At 74.8% G+C, this 18,012-nt stretch carries 14 protein-coding genes; 11 read left to right on the top strand and 3 right to left on the bottom strand.

All coding sequences use genetic code 11. The features are described from left to right. Nucleotides 1-32: 32 nt before the first annotated feature. Nucleotides 33-551: a MarR family winged helix-turn-helix transcriptional regulator gene (locus MODMU_RS11560; RefSeq protein ID WP_014740424.1), complete on the top strand. Its 519-nt coding sequence runs from the start codon at nt 33-35 to the stop codon at nt 549-551. A 62-nt stretch (nt 552-613) separates the two neighbouring features. Then, the gene (locus tag MODMU_RS11555; protein WP_231851836.1) at nt 614-1,105 is read left to right on the top strand and encodes a DUF5313 family protein; all 492 of its coding nucleotides are present in this window, start codon (nt 614-616) and stop codon (nt 1,103-1,105) included. A gap of 54 nt (nt 1,106-1,159) precedes the next feature. Here the strand turns inward: MODMU_RS11555 and MODMU_RS11550 are convergent, their stop codons facing one another. The 3 genes from MODMU_RS11550 to MODMU_RS11540 all read right to left on the bottom strand — a co-directional run bounded on the left by MODMU_RS11550 (nt 1,160) and on the right by MODMU_RS11540 (nt 8,187). Beyond that, nucleotides 1,160-2,383, bottom strand: coding sequence for a right-handed parallel beta-helix repeat-containing protein (locus tag MODMU_RS11550; protein WP_041795200.1), 1,224 nt, complete (start codon nt 2,381-2,383; stop codon nt 1,160-1,162). Between the two features lie 256 nt (nt 2,384-2,639). After that, nucleotides 2,640-7,172 carry a cation-translocating P-type ATPase gene (locus MODMU_RS11545; protein ID WP_014740421.1) on the bottom strand — a complete coding sequence of 1,511 codons (4,533 nt, stop codon included), beginning with the start codon at nt 7,170-7,172 and terminating at the stop codon, nt 2,640-2,642. 97 nt (nt 7,173-7,269) lie between these two features. Then, nucleotides 7,270-8,187, bottom strand: coding sequence for a cyclase family protein (locus tag MODMU_RS11540; protein WP_014740420.1), 918 nt, complete (start codon nt 8,185-8,187; stop codon nt 7,270-7,272). Between the two features lie 120 nt (nt 8,188-8,307). Between MODMU_RS11540 and kce the strand changes: the two genes are divergently transcribed. The 9 genes from kce to MODMU_RS11495 all read left to right on the top strand — a co-directional run bounded on the left by kce (nt 8,308) and on the right by MODMU_RS11495 (nt 17,992). Beyond that, nucleotides 8,308-9,234, top strand: coding sequence for a 3,5-dioxohexanoate:acetyl-CoA acetone transferase (kce, locus tag MODMU_RS11535; protein WP_014740419.1), 927 nt, complete (start codon nt 8,308-8,310; stop codon nt 9,232-9,234). Continuing rightward, complete coding sequence (locus MODMU_RS11530) at nt 9,231-9,959, top strand: GntR family transcriptional regulator (RefSeq protein ID WP_014740418.1); 729 nt, start codon at nt 9,231-9,233, stop codon at nt 9,957-9,959. The genes kce and MODMU_RS11530 overlap by 4 nt, the downstream gene beginning before the upstream one ends. Nucleotides 9,960-10,102: 143 nt before the next feature. Continuing rightward, entirely contained in the window at nt 10,103-11,158 is a 1,056-nt protein-coding gene (locus tag MODMU_RS11525) for a zinc-dependent alcohol dehydrogenase (RefSeq protein ID WP_014740417.1), read from the top strand. Nucleotides 11,159-11,186: 28 nt separating this feature from the next. Beyond that, nucleotides 11,187-12,041: an FAD binding domain-containing protein gene (locus MODMU_RS11520; protein ID WP_014740416.1), complete on the top strand. Its 855-nt coding sequence runs from the start codon at nt 11,187-11,189 to the stop codon at nt 12,039-12,041. Continuing rightward, entirely contained in the window at nt 12,038-12,550 is a 513-nt protein-coding gene (locus tag MODMU_RS11515; protein ID WP_014740415.1) for a (2Fe-2S)-binding protein, read from the top strand. The genes MODMU_RS11520 and MODMU_RS11515 overlap by 4 nt, the downstream gene beginning before the upstream one ends. Then, on the top strand, nt 12,547-14,874 hold the full coding sequence (locus MODMU_RS11510) for a xanthine dehydrogenase family protein molybdopterin-binding subunit (RefSeq protein ID WP_014740414.1): 2,328 nt from the start codon (nt 12,547-12,549) through the stop codon (nt 14,872-14,874). The genes MODMU_RS11515 and MODMU_RS11510 overlap by 4 nt, the downstream gene beginning before the upstream one ends. A 65-nt stretch (nt 14,875-14,939) precedes the next feature. After that, complete coding sequence (locus MODMU_RS11505) at nt 14,940-16,226, top strand: Tm-1-like ATP-binding domain-containing protein (protein ID WP_014740413.1); 1,287 nt, start codon at nt 14,940-14,942, stop codon at nt 16,224-16,226. 81 nt (nt 16,227-16,307) lie between these two features. Continuing rightward, nucleotides 16,308-16,964: a histidine phosphatase family protein gene (locus tag MODMU_RS11500; RefSeq protein WP_014740412.1), complete on the top strand. Its 657-nt coding sequence runs from the start codon at nt 16,308-16,310 to the stop codon at nt 16,962-16,964. Between the two features lie 155 nt (nt 16,965-17,119). Further along, complete coding sequence (locus MODMU_RS11495) at nt 17,120-17,992, top strand: MBL fold metallo-hydrolase (protein ID WP_014740411.1); 873 nt, start codon at nt 17,120-17,122, stop codon at nt 17,990-17,992. The last annotated feature ends 20 nt before the right edge of the window (nt 17,993-18,012 follow it).

Below are 18,012 nucleotides of genomic sequence, written 5' to 3'. Positions count from 1 at the left end.
TCGTGGCGGAGCCGCCGTCCTACGCTGGGGTGGTGACGACGCGCCGGACGGCTGAGCCGTCGCTCGAGTCCGGGGACCTGCTCGCCCTCGAGCGGCAGGTGTGCTTCGCCCTGTCGGTGGCCGCGCGCAACGTCGTCGCCGTCTACCGGCCGGTGCTGGAACCGCTCGGTCTCACCCACCCCCAGTACCTGGTGATGCTGGCCCTCTGGCAGCACGGCCCGTCGTCGGTCAAGGAGCTGTCGCAGCTCCTGCAGCTGGACCCGGGCACGCTCTCCCCGCTGCTCAAGCGGCTGGAGGCGGCCGGCCTGCTGCGCCGGGAGCGGGACCCGAGGGACCAGCGCAACCTCGCCGTGGCGCTGACCGACGCCGGCCGCGCCCTGCGCGACCGGGCGGAGCGCATCCCGGCCGGCATCGTCGAGCGGCTGGGGATGCCGGTCGAGGAGCTGGCGGCGCTGCAGTCGGCGCTGACCCGGGTCATCGCCGCCTCCCAGCAGGCACTGGCCGGTCCGGCGGACGACGCACCGGCCGGCCTGCCGGCGCGGGAGGCGTGACCTCGCCGACAGTTGGTGCCCCAACCGTTGGTACCCCATCCGTGCAGGCGCACCATGGGGGTGTGACCGCCCCCCGTCAGGAGCACACCGCCACCATGAGCCAGCCCACCGCGGAGCCCGGCACGCCGGCTGAGCCCGTCGTCCGCCCCGCGCCGCACCGCTGGCTCTGGTACGCCTTCGGCGGCCGGCTCCCGGCCCGGCACCGCAGCTGGGTGCTGTTCGACACCACGACCGACACCTGGTGGGCCCGGCACGTCGTGCGCAGCCTGGTCCAGATGGCCGTGCCGATCATCGCGGTGATGACGCTGGTCCCGGCGGACTGGGGGCTGCGGGCCGCCTGCGCCGGCGGCGGCGTGTTCCTGGCGATGATCTACTCGCTGGCCTACATGAACGAGACGGTGGAGCACCGGGTGGTCAAGGCCGGTTACCCCGCCGGCACGGCGCAGGCGATCCGCGACCGGGGCTCCTCCACCAAGCTGCAGGCGGAGACGGAGCGCAAGCGGGCCGCCGCAGCCAAGCGGGCCGCCCGCTACCGGGACCGCACCGGCCGCTGACCGCACGCACCGGCGGCCCGCCCCGGAGAAGGGCGGGCCGCCGGCTCGACGGCGTCAGCCGCCGCAGAGCGACGCTGGGATGCTCGTGGCGCAGGTGTTCCCGCGGATCGAGATGTCCCTGCCCACCGGGGGGAACTGGGCGTCCAGCGGCGGCGGCCAGCCGCGCAGCACGTCCAGCGTGTTGCCGGTGATGCCGTTCTTCCACACCCGCACCGCGGTGACCGGGCCCGGGTCGACGCCCAGCGGGTTGTTGAACGGCGGCAGCGTCAGCAGCGCGACCCCGGCGCTGGGGAACTGCAGGGTCGCCGGGTCCACGGCCGAGTTGTTGTCCCGGATCCGGTTGTCGTAGATGCCCACGTGGTCGGCGTTCACCACGGCCATGCCGGTCCCGGAGACCCGCAGCGCGGCCTGGACCTCACCGATGCCGGCGAGGCAGAACCGGTCGTTGCCCGAGGACTCGTTGGCCCGGATGGTCCAGTCGCCGCCCCGGACGTTGCGCGAGGCGTCCGGGATCTCGGTGGCCGCGTCGTCGAACACCAGGACGCCGACGCAGTTGCCGGACACGTAGTTGTGCCGCATCACGCCGACCCGCGATTCCCGGGCGAAGATGCCGATGTTGTACCCCTGGACGTCGTTGGCGACGATGTCGGCGTAGGCCTTCGCCGAGTCCGTGCTCCCGATGCCCGCCGTCCCGCTGTTCGGCTGGTCGGCGGTGCCGCGGTCGACGCCCTCCTCGATGTTGCGCAGGATCCGGCTGTGCGTCGAGTAGGCCGCGAGGATGCCGTACCGGTCGTGGCCGTACCCCTTCGTCTTCTCCACGCGGAAGCCGTCGGCGCCCCAGGCCGCGATCCCGTTGGCCGGGTGGTTCCAGGTCGACACCCCCGTCACCTCCACCGGGCCGGCGGGCTCGAGGAAGAACAGCCCGGAGACGTCGTCGGCGAAGGTGTCCGGGTCGCCCTCCGGGTCGGCGGTGTTCTGCGCCTCCCAGCACGGGGTCGCAGCCACCTCGGGCAGGTCCGCGGGCGTCGTCCAGTCCGGCCAGACGATCTTCGTGACGTCGCGGCCGGCGCCCTTGATCGTCAGGCCCTTCTGGTCGACGCAGACGGCCTCCTGGTAGGTGCCCGCCTGGATCTGGATCGTGTCGCCGGACTCCGCGGCGTCCACGACCTCCTGGATCGACTCCCCCGGGCTCACCACCCAGGTCTGGCCACCTCCCCCGCCGGCCCACGCGGCCGTGGCCGGCAGCGCGGTGAACAGCACGGCGGCGGACGTCGCCACCGCCAGCCGCCGCCCTCCCCTGCGGTGTCGCGTCGCTCTGGTCGTACTGGGCTGGTGCATTCGTCCTCCTCATCGAGGCGTGCTCGGAGACCGCCGGTGATGACGATGGGGAGGGTGTGACGGACCGGTCCAGTGACACGCCAGGGACGGCGCAGAGTCCATGCCGGGGTCGTGCGCCGACGTCCGACCTCGGTCGGGCGTGGATCCCGGTTGGTCGTTCCCGGGCCGGAACGTCCAGTTCCGCGGCCCGGGAGGCTCAGCCGGCCGCGCCCAGCCGGGCGACGAGGGCCGGGCCGACCTCGGCGGTCACCGTGCCGGCGGCGGCCCAGCCGAGCACGGTCAGCCAGGCCAGCGGGTCCAGCGGCGTGCAGCCGAAGAACTGGCTCAGCCCGGGGACCTGGACGACGGCGACCAGCACGGCGAGGGAGCCGGCGGCGGTCGCCAGCACGAGCGGGCTGCGGCGCCCGGACCACGCGGTCTGGCCCAGCTGGGTGCCGATGAGCGCGGCCAGGCCCATCGTGCTGGCCCGCCGGTACGGGCCGGTGAGCCGACCGGTCGCCCATGCCCCGGTCGCCCCGACGGTGGTCGCCGCCCCCCGCACCAGCACGCTGCGCCGGACGGCATCGGTGAACCCCCGCTGCGGGCCGGCCAGCAGGACCGGCGCCAGCGGGTGCCCGGCGAGCGGCCCCTCCGCCACCTCCGGGGTGACCGTCCGCGGCGTCGAGACGGCCACGGCGAGTGCCGGGAACATGTCGGTGAGCAGGTTGACCAGCAGCAGCTGCCGGGTCCCGAGCGGCGACCGGCCGCCGAGGACCGTCCCCAGCACCGTGAACGTGACCTCGCCGGCGTTGCCGCCCACCAGCACCGACACCGCCTCCCGGACCCGCGACCACATCGCCCGGCCCTCGGCGATGGCGTCGACCAGCCGGGTCAGGTCCTGGTCGGTCAGCACCAGGTCCGCGGCGGTGCGGGCGGCCGGGGACTCCGCGCCGGAGACCCCGACCCCGACGTCGGCCAGCCGGATCGCGGCGGCGTCGTTGACGCCGTCCCCCGTCATCGCCAGGGTGGCCCCGGCCCGGCGCAGGGCGGCGACCAGGGTGACCTTCTGCTCCGGGGAGAACCGCGCGAAGACGGCGGCGGTCCGCACCAGCTCGGCGCGCTCGGCCTCCGAGGCCCGGGCCAGCTGGGAACCGGTCACCACCCGGTCGGCGTCCGGGAGGCCGGCCTGCCCGGCGATCGCGGCGGCCGTCTCCGGGTGATCGCCGGTCGCGATGACCACCCGGACACCCGCGGCGCGCAGCTGCTCGACGGCCGCGACGGAGGACGCGCGCAGGGTGTCGGCGAGGCCGATCAGCCCGCGCAGGGTGAGGTCGTGCGCCGCGTCGTCGAGGTCCTCCGGCGCACCGTCCGCCGCACGGTCGGCGACCGCCAGGACCCGCAAGCCGTCGGACGCCAGCTCCTGCACCGCCTCCGGCGCGCCGTGGGGGTCGGCGCACCGGCGGAGGACCACCTCGGGGGCGCCCTTGACCACCAGACGGCCGTTCCGGACGACGGCGGAGAACCCGCGATCGGCGGCGAAGGGCAGGCCCGCCTGCGGGTCGCCGTCGGCAGCGAGCTCCCGCTCGGTCGCCGCGTCGACCACCGCCCGGTCGGTCTCGTGGGCCCGGTCGTCGCCGTCGGCGACCGCAGCGGCGGCCAGCCGGAGGACGTCGTCCTCCCCCGACTCCCCGAACGGGACGAGCCGGACCACGCTCAGCCGGTTCTCGGTCAGCGTCCCGGTCTTGTCGAAGCAGACCGTGTCCACCCGGCCGAGCGCCTCCAGCACCCGCGCGCTGCGCACCACCGCACCGCGCGCGGACAGCCGCCGGGCCGCCGCCTGCTGGGCCACGGTCGCCACCAGCGGCAGCCCCTCCGGCACCGCGGCCACCGCGATGGCCAGCCCGGAGCCGACGGCCTCGCGCAGCGGACGGCCCCACAGCACGCCGAGTGCGGTGACCACCGCGCCGCCGGCGAGGGTCAGCGGCAGCACCGCCCGGGTCAGCTCACCCAGCCGCGCCTGCACGCCGGCCGGCGGCGCCGCTCCACCCGCGGCACGTGAGGCACGGCCGGCCTGCGTCGCGGACCCGACCGCGACGACGACGGCCCGACCTCGGCCGGCGACGACCGTGGTGCCGTCGAAGAGCATGCAGGTGCGGTCCGCCACCTCGGCCCCGGGCGTGGCCCCCACCGACTTGCCCACCGCGAGCGACTCACCGGTCAGGTCGGACTCGTCCACCTCGAGGCCGGCCGCCTCCAGCAGCCGGGCGTCCGCGGCGAGCACGTCACCGGCCTCGACCTGGACCACGTCGCCGATCCGCAGCGCGGTCCCCGGCACGTCCTCCCGACCGCCGTCGGTCTCCCGGTGCACGGGCACGTCCTGCTCGAGCAGCAGCGACTCCAGCACCGTCTCGGCCCGCAGCCGCTGCAGGCCGCTGATGAGCGCGTTGCCGACCGTCACGCTGGCGACCAGCACGGCGTCCGTCGACTGCCCCAGCACCGCCGTCGCCGCCGCGCCGGTGGCGAGAACCGGGGTGAGCGGATCGGCGAGCTCGGCGGCGACCGTCCGGGCGAACCGGACCGGGACCCGGACCACCGGGAGCCCGGTCACCACCCGGACCGGGGCCGGCGCGGCCCGCCGCCGCGGCGGTCCGGAGGGCAGCTCCGACACCCGACGCAGGACGTCGTCGGGGTCGAGGGCGTGCCACGGCGTGTGCACCGACGGCGGAGGCGCCGGACGGCGGGCCACCCGGAACGCCGTCCCGGCGCCGTCGAGCATGCTCCAGAGGCACGCCGTCTTGCCGGGGGTGGTGGCCTTGCGCTGCCCACGGCGGGCGCTGCCGACGGCGGCCAGCAGGCCGCCGAGGACGTTGCCGGTGAGCGCGGTGCCGACCGAGCGCCGGCTGACCGCGCGCGCGGCGGTCGTCGCCGTGACGAGCCGGCAGGCCTCGGCCAGACCGGGCGGGGTGACCAGGTCCGCCCCCCACGCCGGGGACCGCCCGGCCAGGACCGGGGCCACGGCCACGTCACCGGCCAGCAGCGCCGGCCCGTCGGTGGCCGAGACGACGAGCACGCCGCAGCCGTCGGCCTGGAGGCGGCGCACGGTGTCCACGAGCGCCTCGTCCGCCGGTGGCACCTCGTCCGCCGCGCCGGCGATCTCCCGGCTCCCGACGTGGCGGGACAGGACGAGCCGGTGCCCGGCGTCCACGACCGCGCCGAGCAGGGCCTCCGCGTACGGGTCGAGCTCGGCGGCGACCGTGACCTCACCCAGCCGGCGCCGGCCCAGCAGCAGGGTGCGCACCGAGCCGCCGGGCGCGTCCGGCGACTCCCGCGGCGGCCCGAGGCGCGGGGCCGCGCCGTCGCTGGGGGGCGCACCGTCGCCGAGCAGCCGGGTGGCCGCGCTCCAGACCGCGGCGGCGTCCCAGCCCTCGGCCGACGCCCGGGCGTCGAGGACGGCCTGCGGCCCGGTGCACAGCGCCGCGCCGTCGACCACCACCGCGTCGACCCGGTCCAGCCGGCGGTACGCCGAGCCGTCCATCGGCAGCACGCCCCGGCGGCACATCAGGAGGTCGGTGACGGCGGCGAAGGACTCCCGGCCCAGGACCGCGGCCTTCGGCGTCAGCGCCTTGAGCAGGTCCGCGGACCGGCCGGGACGACGGGTCAGCGGGAGCAGTCCGACCGCACCGCCCAGGGCTGCGGGACCGAGCCGCGCGCGGTAGGCCTCGACCGGCCCCTGCGGCAGCCGGCCGGGGCGCTCGCCCGGCGGCTCGAGCGGGGTGGAGCTGTCCTCCTCCGGCTCGGCCCGGCAGAGCTCGGACTCGCGCCGCCGCCAGACCTGCCGCCGGGCGCGGACCTCCAGCGCCCGCTGGAGCGCGGCGGCCGCGTTGATCGCCGGGACCGAGGGGCTCTGCGTGCAGGCGTGCAGCAGCGCGCTGGACCCGGTGAAGACCAGATCCGTGCCGACCGCCCCGAGCCGGGCCTCCAGCGTGGCCTTCAGCCACTGCTGGGTGTCCAGGAACGCGATGACCAGCGTCGCGTGCCGGGTCAGCGGCGGGATCGGCAGCACCTTGCCGGCGAAGGCCACCCCGACCGCCGCGACGTCGACGGCGGCGTCGAGCAGCGCCGCCAGCAGCGGCTCCAGGTCCGCCGGGTGGTCCAGGCGCTGGGGGAACACCCGCGTGCCGCCACGGGACTGCTCGATCGCGGTGACGACGCCGACGACCTGGTCGACCGAGACCTGCCGTTCGTCGAACGCGACCAGCACCCGGCCGACGAGGTCGTTGACCGTCGCCCACTGGACGCCGTCCAGCCGCTCCAGGTGACGGCGCAGCGCCCGGCGGACCTCCGGCTGGTCCTCGGCGGGCGGCGCGGCGACCTCGACGTGCACGTGCCCGTGCTCGGCCCACACCCGCCGGGTGTGCCGGGCCGTCGGCGGTTCGAACATGCCCCGGGCGACGTCGGCGAGGTGCCGGACGTGGCCGTCGGGGATCGGGTCGGCCCCGGTGACGACGGTCCCGACGGCACGGGCCCTTTCGGGCGCGGCCTGCCGGGCGAGCGAGAGCGAGCCGCCCTCGACCGCCGCAGCACCGTCCGCGGCGGCCCGGGCGAGGTCCGTCGCCCGGCGGGCAGGCTCGCCGAGCAGCCCGGCGGTCAAGGCCACGGGCACGACGGCGACGCCCGCACCGGTGACGGCCAGGCGCGCCACGGTGCGGGCCGCGCTGCGCGCGACGCCCATCCGGCGGAGCGTGGCCATCGGCTCTCCCGCGACGACTGTGCTGCCGGACACTACGCCGCCCGGCGGCCCCGCCACACCCGTCCGCCCACGGGTGCGCGGCCGCGTCCCGGAGCGGTCAGATGACCGCGAGGGGGTCGAGCATCGAGCCGGTGGTGCCCTCGATCTTCAGCGGCAGCGCGATGAAGAGGAACTCGTGCACCCCGGCCCGGGAGATCTCCTCCAGGTAGATGGACTCGAACAGGTAGATGCCGTGCTCGATCAGCAGCAGCGTGTGCACCGGCTGCGGGTTGGCCGGGCTGCCGGGGTCGGGTGCCGGCTGCACCTCGAAGGTCTCGGTGTCGCTGCCGACGGCCACCACGCCCTGGTCCAGCAGCCACTGAGCAGCGCTGATGTCGGGGCCGGCCGTCACGTGCCGGGCCAGGCCCTCGGGGTCGGGCCACTGGCTGAGGTAGCCGGAGCGGATCAGCACGACGTCCCCGGCGCGCACCTCGATGCCCTGGGCCGCGGCCACCGCCTGCAGCTCCTCGGCGCCGACCGGCTCGTGCGCCGGCAGCGCCTCGATCCCGCGGTGGGCGGGCACGTCCAGCAGCACGCCGCGGGTGACGAAGTGCGGCAGCTTGGCGCCGTCGCCGCGCTTGGGCCCCCGGTCACCGAGGTGCTCGCGGGCGTTGCCGCCGCCGTACCAGTGGTCGTCCTCGCCGATCGTCATGTGCGCGAGCGCGTCGACGTGCGCGCCGCTGTGCGAGGTGCCGCTGACCACCTCGGCCATGTAGCCCAGGTTGACCTCGTTCCGCGGCCCCCACGGCTCCACGCCGTCACCGCGCAGGCCGTTCGGCGTCCGGGACATCGAGACCTGAAAGGGCGGGTGGGCGCCGAACAGCGGCATCCCGCTGTAGCGCGGGACCGACAGCGAGTAGGCGGTGCCGCGCGTCGGCAGCGCCAGGGCGGCCAGCAGGTCCTCGGGCCGCTGCCGGGCGGCCGGTCCGCGCTCCGGGTCCGCGGGCGCTGCGGTGGGTCCTGTCTCGGGGCTCATGCGGGCTCTCCTCGGTCGGTCAGCACGGTCGGACATCCAGGCCGGGCCACCTCGTGGTGGCCGGCGCCACAGCGGCACGCTACCCTCGATTATCGAGAGGACACACCGAGGGAGGCTCTCATGGCCAGGTCCGCGAAGTCGGCGATCATCACGTGCGCGCCCACCGGGGCGATCCACACCCCCACGATGTCCCCGGCGCTGCCGGTGACGCCGGAGGAGATCGCCGAGGCGGCCCTCGGCGCCGCCGCGGCCGGTGCGGCGATCGTCCACCTGCACGTGCGCGACCCGCAGGACGGCCACCCGGTGCAGGACCCGGGCCTGTTCAAGGAGGTCCTGGCGGTCGTCAAGGACCGCTCCGACGTGGTCATCAACCTGACCACCGGCGGCAGCCCGCACATGACCGTCGACGAGCGGATCGCCCCGGCCGTGCAGCTGGCCCCGGAGCTCGCCTCGCTGAACATGGGCTCGATGAACTTCGGGCTGTTCCCGATGCTCGACCGCTACCCCACCTTCAAGCACGAGTGGGAGCGGGAGCGGCTGGCCGACAAGGACGTCGTCTTCAAGAACACCTACGCCGACATCGAGCGGATCCTCAAGGTCTGCGGCGACCAGGGCACCCGCTTCGAGTTCGAGTGCTACGACACCGCCCACCTGTACAACCTGGCGAACATGCTCGACCGCGGCCTGGTGCGCCCGCCGCTGTTCGTGCAGACCGTCTTCGGCCTGCTCGGCGGCACCGGCGCGGACTTCGAGGACCTGGCGCACATGCACCGGACGGCGCACCGGCTGTTCGGCGAGGACTTCGAGTGGTCGGTGCTGGGCGCCGGCTCCGCGCAGATCCGGCTGGGGGCCATCGCGCTGTCCCTCGGCGGCAACGCCCGGGTCGGGCTGGAGGACTCGCTGTGGGACGGGCCGGGGAAGCTGGCCGAGTCCAACGCCGCCCAGGTCGAGCGGATCACCGCCATCGCCGGCCTGCTGCACCGGGAGATCGCCAGCCCGGCGGAGGCCCGCCGCCGTCTCGACCTGCGGGACTCCGGGTCCCGGTGACGGAGGCACGTGCGGTGCGCGAGGTCTCGGCCGGCGGCGACTTCGGCGGCGAGCTGCTCTCGGCGACGGTGAAGCGGCTGGTGCTCGACCGGATCGTCGGGGGCCACTACCGACCCGGTGAGCGGATCGTGGAGTTCAAGCTCGCCAAGGAGCTCGGGCTCAGCCAGTCCCCGGTGCGTGAGGCGCTGCGCGAGCTGGCCGCCGTCGGCATCGTCACGATCCACCCGCGCCGCGGGGCCCGGGTCCGGCTGCCCAGCGCCAAGGAGCTGGTCGACGTAAGCGTGGTGCGGTCCGAGGTCGACGCCCTCGCCGCCCGCCTGGCGGCCGGGCGGATCGCCGACGACACCCTGGACGCCCTCGAGGGGCTCGTCGCCGAGATGCTCGAGCGGCTGGAGGCCGAGGACTTCCCCGGCGTCACCGAGGCCGACGTCCGCTTCCACCAGCTGATCGCCGAGGCCTCGGAGAACCACGCCCTGCAGCGGGCCTTCGACCAGCTCGCGCCGTTCGCCCGCACCTTCATCACGCTGACCCTGCCCGGGGTCGACGTGCGCGGGATCGTGGCCGAGCACCGACCCATCCTCGACGCGCTGCGGGCCCGGGACGCCGAGCGCGCCGCGACCGCCGCGCGGGAGCACCAGCTGTCGGTCAGCGAACTGCTCCAGATGCACTTCCCCGCCGCCCTCGGCGACCCCGCCACCGGCCAGGACGGCGACACCGACGGCTGATCGTCGATTATCGAGAGGAACTTGACGCCCTCCGTGCACCGTCATAGATTTTCGATGATCGGTGAACCGGGTCACAGTCCTCCTGCGCGGCCGACGCCGCGCTCCCCGTCCACCAGCACTCCGACCCACCGGGAGACCACGACGTGACCGAGACGATGCAGGCCCTGGTGGTCCTGGAGCCCGACAAGCTCGAGATCCAGGAGAAGCCGGTCCCCGAGCCGGGCCCGCACGAGGTGCTCGCCCGGGTGCGGGCCACCTCCATCTGCGGCACCGACGCCCACCTGATCCACGGCCACTACCCCGGCTTCTGGCCGCCGGCCTTCCCGTTCACCCCCGGCCACGAGTGGGCCGGGGAGATCGTCGCCCTCGGGCCGGGCGCCGAGGCGTTCGGCTGGGCGGTCGGCGACCGGGTCGCCGGCACCAGCCACAACGCCTGCGGCGCCTGCCAGAAGTGCGTCGAGGGGCAGTACAACCTCTGCGAGAACTACGGCAAGCCCGGGCTGCACGCCCAGTACGGGCACAACGTGGCCGGCTGCGACGCCACCTACGCCGTGCACGACGTGAAGTGCATCTTCCGGCTCCCCGACGAGGTCTCCTTCGAGGAGGGCGCCGTGGTCGACCCGGCCAGCATCGCCCTGCACGTCGCCCGCCGCGGCAACATCAAGCCCGGCGACACCGTGGTGGTCACCGGTGCCGGCGCGATCGGCCTGCTCGCCGGCGACGCGGCCACCATCTGCGGCGCCGCCCGGGTGGTCGTCGTGGGCCGCGGGCACCGGCTGCAGAAGGCCGCGGCCATGGGGTTCCAGACCGTCGACACCGCCGACGGCGACCCGGTCGTCGCGGTCCGCGAGCTGACCGGCGGGCTCGGTGCGGACGTCGTCCTGGAGTGCGCCGGGGTGCCGGAGACGCTGACCTGGGCGATGGCGATGCTGCGCCGCGGCGGCCGCTGCGCCATGGTCGGCATCCCGACCGAGGACGTCGCCCTCCGCCTGCAGCCGCTCGTCCTCGACGAGCTCGAGCTGGTCGGCTCGCGCGCCTCGGCCGGCGAGATGCGCCGGGTGATGCCGTTCGTCGCCAACGGCCGGATGCGCGTCGGCGAGCTGATCACGCACCACTTCCCGCTGTCGGAGTACGCCGAGGCGCTCGCCGTCTTCGACGACCGCTCCAGCGGCGCCATCAAGATCATCATCAATCCCTGACCGGTCGTCCCCGGAAGGACGGGCAACGATGCCGAAGTACCACCGGCCGACCAACCGCGCCGACGCGCTCACCGCGCTCGTCGAGGGGGGTCCGCGGGCCCGCGCCCTCGTGGGCGGCACCGACCTGCTGGTCGGCCTGCGGCACCACCACGACACCGCCGACGTGCTCGTCGACCTCAAGGGCGTGACCGACCTCCCCGAACCGGTCGTCGTCACCGACGACGCGGTGCTGATCGGCCCCACGTACACGATGGGCGAGCTGGTCACCCACCCCGTCGTCGGCGGGTGGTTCCCGGCGCTGGTCGAGGCCGCGCTCACCGTCGGCTCGGTGGCGATCCGCAACCGGGCCAGCCTGATCGGCAACTCGTGCAACGCCTCCCCGGCCGCGGACACCGCTCCCCCGCTGCTGGTGCACGGCGCCCGGGTGACGATCTCGTCCCTGGACGGCGACCGGACGGCGACGCTGGACGAGTTCTTCCTCGGCCCGCGCCGCACGCTGTGCGGACCCGGCGAGCTGGTGACCCGGCTCGAGCTGCCCCGGCCCGCCCCGGGGTCCGGTTCCGCCTTCCGCCGGCTCACCCGGCGGCGCGGGGTGGACCTGGCGACGGTCAGCGTCGCCGCCGGCGTCGGCCCGGACGGCGCGCTGGTGGCCGCGATGGGCGCGGTCGGCCCCCGGCCGCTGCGCTCCGAGGTCCCCGGTCCGGTGGACCTCACCGACCCGGCCGCCCTCGACCGGGCGCTGGACCAGCTGGTGGCGGTCGCCACCCCGATCTCCGACGTGCGGGGCAGCCGGGAGTACCGGCTGGCCACGCTCCGAGTACTGACCAAGCGTGCGGTCCTCGCTGCGGCGGACCGCCGGGACCCCAGGGAGATGGCGTCGTGACCAGCACCGCCCGCGTGCCCGACCACCTCGACGACGACGCGCTGCAGACGGTCACGCTGACCGTCAACGGCAGCCAGCGCACCGTCGCCGTCCCCACCCACCGCACCCTGCTCGACGGCCTCCGCGAGGAGGTCGGGCTGCCCGGCACCAAGAGCTGTTGCGCCGAGGGCGAGTGCGGGGCGTGCACGGTGCTGCTCGACGGCAAGGCGGTGAACTCCTGCCTGGTGCTGTGCGTCGAGGCCGAGGGGCACGAGGTCACCACCGTCGAGGGGCTCTCCGCCGACGGGCTGACCGACCTGCAGGAGGAGTTCCTCGCCGCCGGGGCCGTGCAGTGCGGCTTCTGCATCCCCGGCCAGGTGGTGTCCGCGGAGTACCTGCTGCGCACCAACCCCTCCCCCGACGAGACGCAGATCCGCGAGGCGCTGTCGGGCAACCTGTGCCGCTGCGCCGGCTACCAGCGCATCGTCCGCGCGGTGCAGGCCACGGCGGCCCGGCGGAGCGAGCGGTGACCACGGCCCCGGAACGCGCCATCGAGCAGCGCGACGCGCTCGGCGAGCCGTCGGACCCCTACCCGCAGGGCCAGGTCGGCCGGCCGGTGCTCCGCTACGGCGGCGGCGACCGGACGTCGGGCGCCCAGCGCTTCGTCGCCGACCTGCGCTTCCCCGGCTCGCTGCAGGTCGCGCTGGTGTCGGTGCCGGTCGGCTGCGCCGAGGTCCTCGGGGTCGACACCACGGCCGCCCGGGCGATCCCGGGTGTCGTCGACGTGCTGACCGCCGCCGACCTGCCCTCCCCGATGCCGCGCTTCGGCGTCTCGCACACCGACCGGCCGGTGCTCGCCGACGGCCGGGTCAACTACCACGGGGAGCCGGTCGCGGCCGTCGTCGCGGAGACCCTGGACGCGGCCCAGGCCGCGGCCCGCGCCGTGCAGGTCGACTACCGGGAGCTGCCCGGGGTCTACACCCTGGACGACGCCCTGGCCCCCGGCGCGCACCTGGTCCAGGAGCCCGCGCTCCGCCCGGGGCACGCCCTCGCCGAGACCAACGTGCTGGAGGACGCGCACTACGCCTGGGGCGACCTGGCGGCCGAGGAGGCGCGCACCGAGGTGGTGGTCGAGGAGACCTACACCTTCCCGATGGTCACGCACTTCCCGATCGAACCGGGCGGCACCGTCGCCGTCCCGACCGACGCCGGCGGCATCGACGTCTACTCCCCCGTCCAGCACCCCTACCTGCTGCAGCGGACGATCGCCTCGGTGCTGGGCATGCCGCTCAACCAGGTGCGGGTGTTCGCCCCGGACCCCGGCGGCGGTTTCGGCGGCAAGCAGAACCCCAAGCTCGAGCCGCTGCTGGCCTTCCTGGCGCTGCGCACCCGGCGGACCTGCCGGCTGGTGCTCTCCCTCGAGGAGACCTTCCAGAGCATGCGCCGGGCCGGCTGCCGGATCGCCGCCCGCACCGGCTTCACCGCCGACGGCGCGCTCACCTTCCACTCCGTCGAGGCCGACTTCCTCATCGGCGCCTACGCCGACGTCGCCCCCCGCGTGATGGGCAAGGGCAGCTACGTCGCGGCCGGGCCGTACCGCATCCCCGGGGTGCGGATCGACGCCCGCGCGGTGATGACCAACACCACGCCCAGCACGGCGTTCCGCGGCTTCGGCAGCCCGCAGGTCTCCTGGGCGCTGGAGTCGCAGCTGGACGCCGGCGCCCGGCGGCTCGGCCTGGACGGGCTGGAGATCCGCCGCCGCAACCTGGTGGGCAAGGGCGAGGCGTTCGTGCGCGGCGAGTCGGCCGCGGCGGCCGACGGTGAGTGGCACCAGAGCCTGGAGAAGGCCGCCGAGCTGATCGGCTGGGGCACGCCGCTGCCGCCGGGCCGGGGCCGGGGCATCGCCGTGGGCATCAAGCCCGGGGCCACCTCCGGGCTCTCGCAGAGCCTGGTCCGGCTGCTGGCCGACGGCAGCGCGATCGTCTACGCCGGCACCTCGGACATGGGCCAGGGCGCCCGCACGCTGTGGCAGCAGATCGTCGCCGACGAGCTGGGTGCGCCGCTGGAGCAGGTCAGCGTGGTCAGCGGGGACACCGGCACCGTGCCGTTCGACCTGCAGACCTCGGCCAGCCGCTCCACGGTGTTCATGGGCTCGGCGGTGCTCGAGGCCTGCAAGGACGTGCGCCAGCGGGTGCTCGCGCTCTACGCCGAGTCCACCGGCGTCGCGGAGGAGGAGCTGGGCGAGCGGCCCGGGGTGCTGGTCACCCCGGACGGCGAGCTCCCGCTGCCCGAGGCGGCGCGGGTGGCCCTCGGGTCGCTGCGCGGTGAGTTCATCGGCCAGGGCACCCGGCGGCTGCGCGGCAAGAGCAAGCACCCGCTGGGTGGCGACGCGGCCTTCTACGAGTTCAACGCCACCGCGATCGAGGTCGAGGTCGACCGGGAGACCGGCGAGCTGCTGCTCACCCGGCACGTGACGGTCAGCGACGTGGGCACCGAGCTCAACCCGCTGCAGGTCGTCTCCCAGGACGAGGGTGCGGCGATCATGGGCCTGGGGCACAGCCAGATGGAGCAGCTGCTGCTCGACGAGCACGGCCGGATCCGCAACCTGGGTGCGCTGGACTACCGGATCCCCACCTTCAAGGACGTCCCGCTGGAGCTGGTCAGCGCCGCCGTGGAGAACCACGACGGCCCGGGCCCGTACGGCTCGAAGGGGATCAGCGAGGGCGCCCTGCTGTGCACCGCCGGCGCGCTCGGCGCGGCGGTCGCCGACGCCGCCGGGGTGGTCATCCGCGAGCTGCCGCTGACCCCCGAGCGGGTGTGGGCGGCGATCCAGGCGGCCGAGGCCGCGCAGTAGGACGCCGGTCCGCCAGGACCCGGCGCCAGCACCACCCTCCCGTTCCCCGTCACGAAGGAGTGACCATGTCCCGCAAGCCCGTCGTCTGCCTCGCCGGCACCCTGGACACCAAGGGCACCGAGTACGAGTACGTCCGCGACGCCCTGCTCGCCCAGGACGTCGACGTCCTGGTGGTCGACTGCGGTGTCCTCGGCGAGCCGTACTTCCCGCCGGACATCCCCGCCGCCGAGGTGGCCGCGCGAGCCGGCGTGCAGCTCGCCGACTTCGCCGCCGGCGTGGAGGGCGGGGCCGGGGGCCGCAACGTGGCCATCACGAAGATGAGCGAGGGGCTGCGGCAGGTCCTCGCCGAGCTGTGCGAGCAGGGCCGGATCGACGCCGTCCTCGGGCTCGGCGGCACCGGCGGCACCGACCTGCTGGGCGGTGCGCTGCAGAACCTCGGCATCGGCGTGCCCAAGCTGATCGTCAGCACCATGGCCTCGAACAACACCCGGCCCTACGTCGGGCACTCGGACATGATGATGATGAACGCCGTCACCGACATCGCCGGGCTCAACCGGATCTCCAAGCAGGTGCTGAGCAACGCCGCGCACGCGGCCGCCGGCCTGGCGCGGGGCTACGAGACCACCAAGTCGCAGGCCGAGGCCAGCAAGCCGCTGATCGCGATCTCGATGTTCGGGGTCACCACGCCGGGCGTCATGCGCATCCGCGAGCAGCTGGAGGAGAACGGCTTCGAGGTCGTCACCTTCCACGCGGTCGGCGAGGGCGCGGGGATGGAGCACCTGATCGACACCGGTGCCATCGACGGGCTCATCGACTACACGCTGCCGGAGATCATCAACCACTGGAACAAGGGCATCTTCGACCCGGGCATCGACCGCATGGAGGCGGCGATCCGCACCGGCATCCCGCTGGTCGTGGCCCCCGGCGCGGCCGAGTGCTTCAACTTCGGTGCCCGCGACACCATCCCGGCGGAGTTCGACACCGACGAGCGCAACATCATCATCCACAACCCCAACATCACCTCGCTGCTGGCCACCCCGGACGAGATGCGCCGGCTGGGCGCCTACATCGCCGACCACGTCAACCGCGCTCCCGGCCCGAAGGCCGTCGCCCTGCCCCTCGGCGGGCTGGACAACTACTTCAAGGCCGGCAGCCAGTGGCACGGCGTCGACGTGTCGCCCCTGCTGGACACGCTGCGGGAGGCGCTCGACCCGGCCGTCGAGGTGGTCGAGATGGACGCCAACATCAACGACACCGCGTTCGCCGACGCCGTCTACCAGCTGTTCGTCAAGCAGTGGGAGCAGCGCAAGGAGGCCGGCATCCCGGTCGCCAGCGTGACGACCGCCGGCTGACGCACCCCCTTCCCACCCGTACGCCGGGACGCCACCGCCGCGGTGGCGTCCCGGCGCGTTCTCCCGACCCGGAGGTCCCGCATGACCCAGCGCCTGTTCCTGCTCCGCCACGGTGAGGTCACCTCGCACCGCGGTGACGTCCCGGTGACCGAGAAGGGGCTGCAGACGGCCGAGCAGGTGGGCCGCCGGCTCGCCGCCCGCGCCGACGGCCCGATCCGGGTGATCAGCGGCGAGACCCGCCGCACCCGGGACACCGCCGCCGCCGTCGCCCGGGGCGCCCGCGAGGCCGGCGCCGAGGTGCTCGAGGACGGCGTGGCCTTCGCGCTCCGCAACCCCGACCTGTACCTCGCCGGCGTCCGCGTCGACATGGTCAGCAGCGAGGCCGCCTTCGCCGCCCAGATCCCGGGGTTCACCGAGGCCGACGTCGCCAAGGTGTCCTTCTTCGCCGAGTGGCTCACCGCCCCCGACCGCGTCGGCTGGTGGGTGCGGCACCCCGAGCCGCCCGGTGACGACGCCACCGCCGTGGCCGACCGGATCCGCACGTTCGCCGCCAGCCTCGCCGACCGGGACGACGCCACGGCCTTCACCGTCGCGGTCACCCACTCCCCCGTGCTGCGCGCCTGCGCCGTCGAGGTGACCGGTGGCGACATCGGGGAGCCGCGGTGGCTCGCCGGACTGGAGGCGGAGGTCTCCGCCGACCGCTCGGTGCGGCTCCAGCTGCTGCCCGAGGCGCCCTGACGCAGATGTGACCCGGGTCGCTCCGGTGGTTGACAGGCGAGGGATCGAGAATCGATTATGTGAGGACCGGTCAGCGCCGACCAGACGGTCCTCGTCGCGCCGGGTCCGTGGCGCCGGGGACGGCCCGGCCGCCGAGGCTCCAGGGAGGTCCCTTCGTGCAGCGCGTGACGCCCCACGTCTTCACGTCCACCGAGATCCGTGGCTGCAACCCCAGCTACGTCGTGACGTCGGCAGGGGTGGTCGTCATCGACACGCCGCAGCTGCCGACCAAGGCCGTGGCGATGCGCCGCCAGGCCGAGGAGCACGGCCCGATCCGGTACGTGGTCAACACCGAGCACCACGTCGACCACATCTTCGGCAACTACTGGTTCAAGGGCGCCGGTGAGGTGGTCCACCACCGCGGCGTCGCGGACAACTTCATGGTGCCGACGCCCGACCTGGACCCGTTCGCCTACGCGCTCGAGGCCATCCCGACCGACGACCCCGACGCGGCCGGCATCGTGCCGGACCGGGACACCTACTACGAGGACCCGAACGCCGGCGACCTGGTGTTCACCGGGGACCTGGAGATGAAGGTCGGCGACACGACCTTCCACCTGATCCACACCCCGGGCCACACCCCCGGGCAGGTCGCCGTCTACGTGCCCGAGCAGCGGGTCGTCTTCACCGGCGACACCGTCTTCTCCGAGTGCCAGACCTGGCTGATGACCAGCGACATCGACCAGTGGATCGGCGCCCTGGACGTGATCAGCAGCCTGGACGTCGACACGGTCGTCCCCGGCCACGGCCCGGTCACGACCCCGGCCTACCTGGCCACCCAGCGGTCGGTGCTGCTGGCGTGGACCAGCGCGGTCGCCGACGCGGTGGCCCAGGGCTGGTCGCGCGAGGAGACCGTCGCGCGGGTCGACTTCCGCGACCGGTTCGGCCCGGTCGACGTCGGCCAGGGCTACATGATGGACCACATCCAGACGCTCAACGCGGCCTCGCTGTGGGACAAGTACACCGCCAAGCGCGCACCCGTCCGCTGACGCACCCACTCCCCCACGGC

Source organism: Modestobacter italicus (assembly GCF_000306785.1).
Classification (GTDB): domain Bacteria; phylum Actinomycetota; class Actinomycetes; order Mycobacteriales; family Geodermatophilaceae; genus Modestobacter; species Modestobacter italicus.
Note: the sequence above shows the minus strand (reverse complement) of the source record. Positions and strands in the feature narration are given on the sequence as shown.

What these genes read in the sequence shown, in the direction of transcription:
- MODMU_RS11545 (WP_014740421.1), bottom strand. Translation starts at nt 7,172, where the DNA reads ATGGCCACGCTCCGCCGGATGGGCGTCGCGCGCAGCGCGGCCCGCACC.
- MODMU_RS11540 (WP_014740420.1), bottom strand. Translation starts at nt 8,187, where the DNA reads ATGAGCCCCGAGACAGGACCCACCGCAGCGCCCGCGGACCCGGAGCGC.
- kce (WP_014740419.1), top strand. Translation starts at nt 8,308, where the DNA reads ATGGCCAGGTCCGCGAAGTCGGCGATCATCACGTGCGCGCCCACCGGG.
- MODMU_RS11520 (WP_014740416.1), top strand. Translation starts at nt 11,187, where the DNA reads ATGCCGAAGTACCACCGGCCGACCAACCGCGCCGACGCGCTCACCGCG.
- MODMU_RS11505 (WP_014740413.1), top strand. Translation starts at nt 14,940, where the DNA reads ATGTCCCGCAAGCCCGTCGTCTGCCTCGCCGGCACCCTGGACACCAAG.
- MODMU_RS11500 (WP_014740412.1), top strand. Translation starts at nt 16,308, where the DNA reads ATGACCCAGCGCCTGTTCCTGCTCCGCCACGGTGAGGTCACCTCGCAC.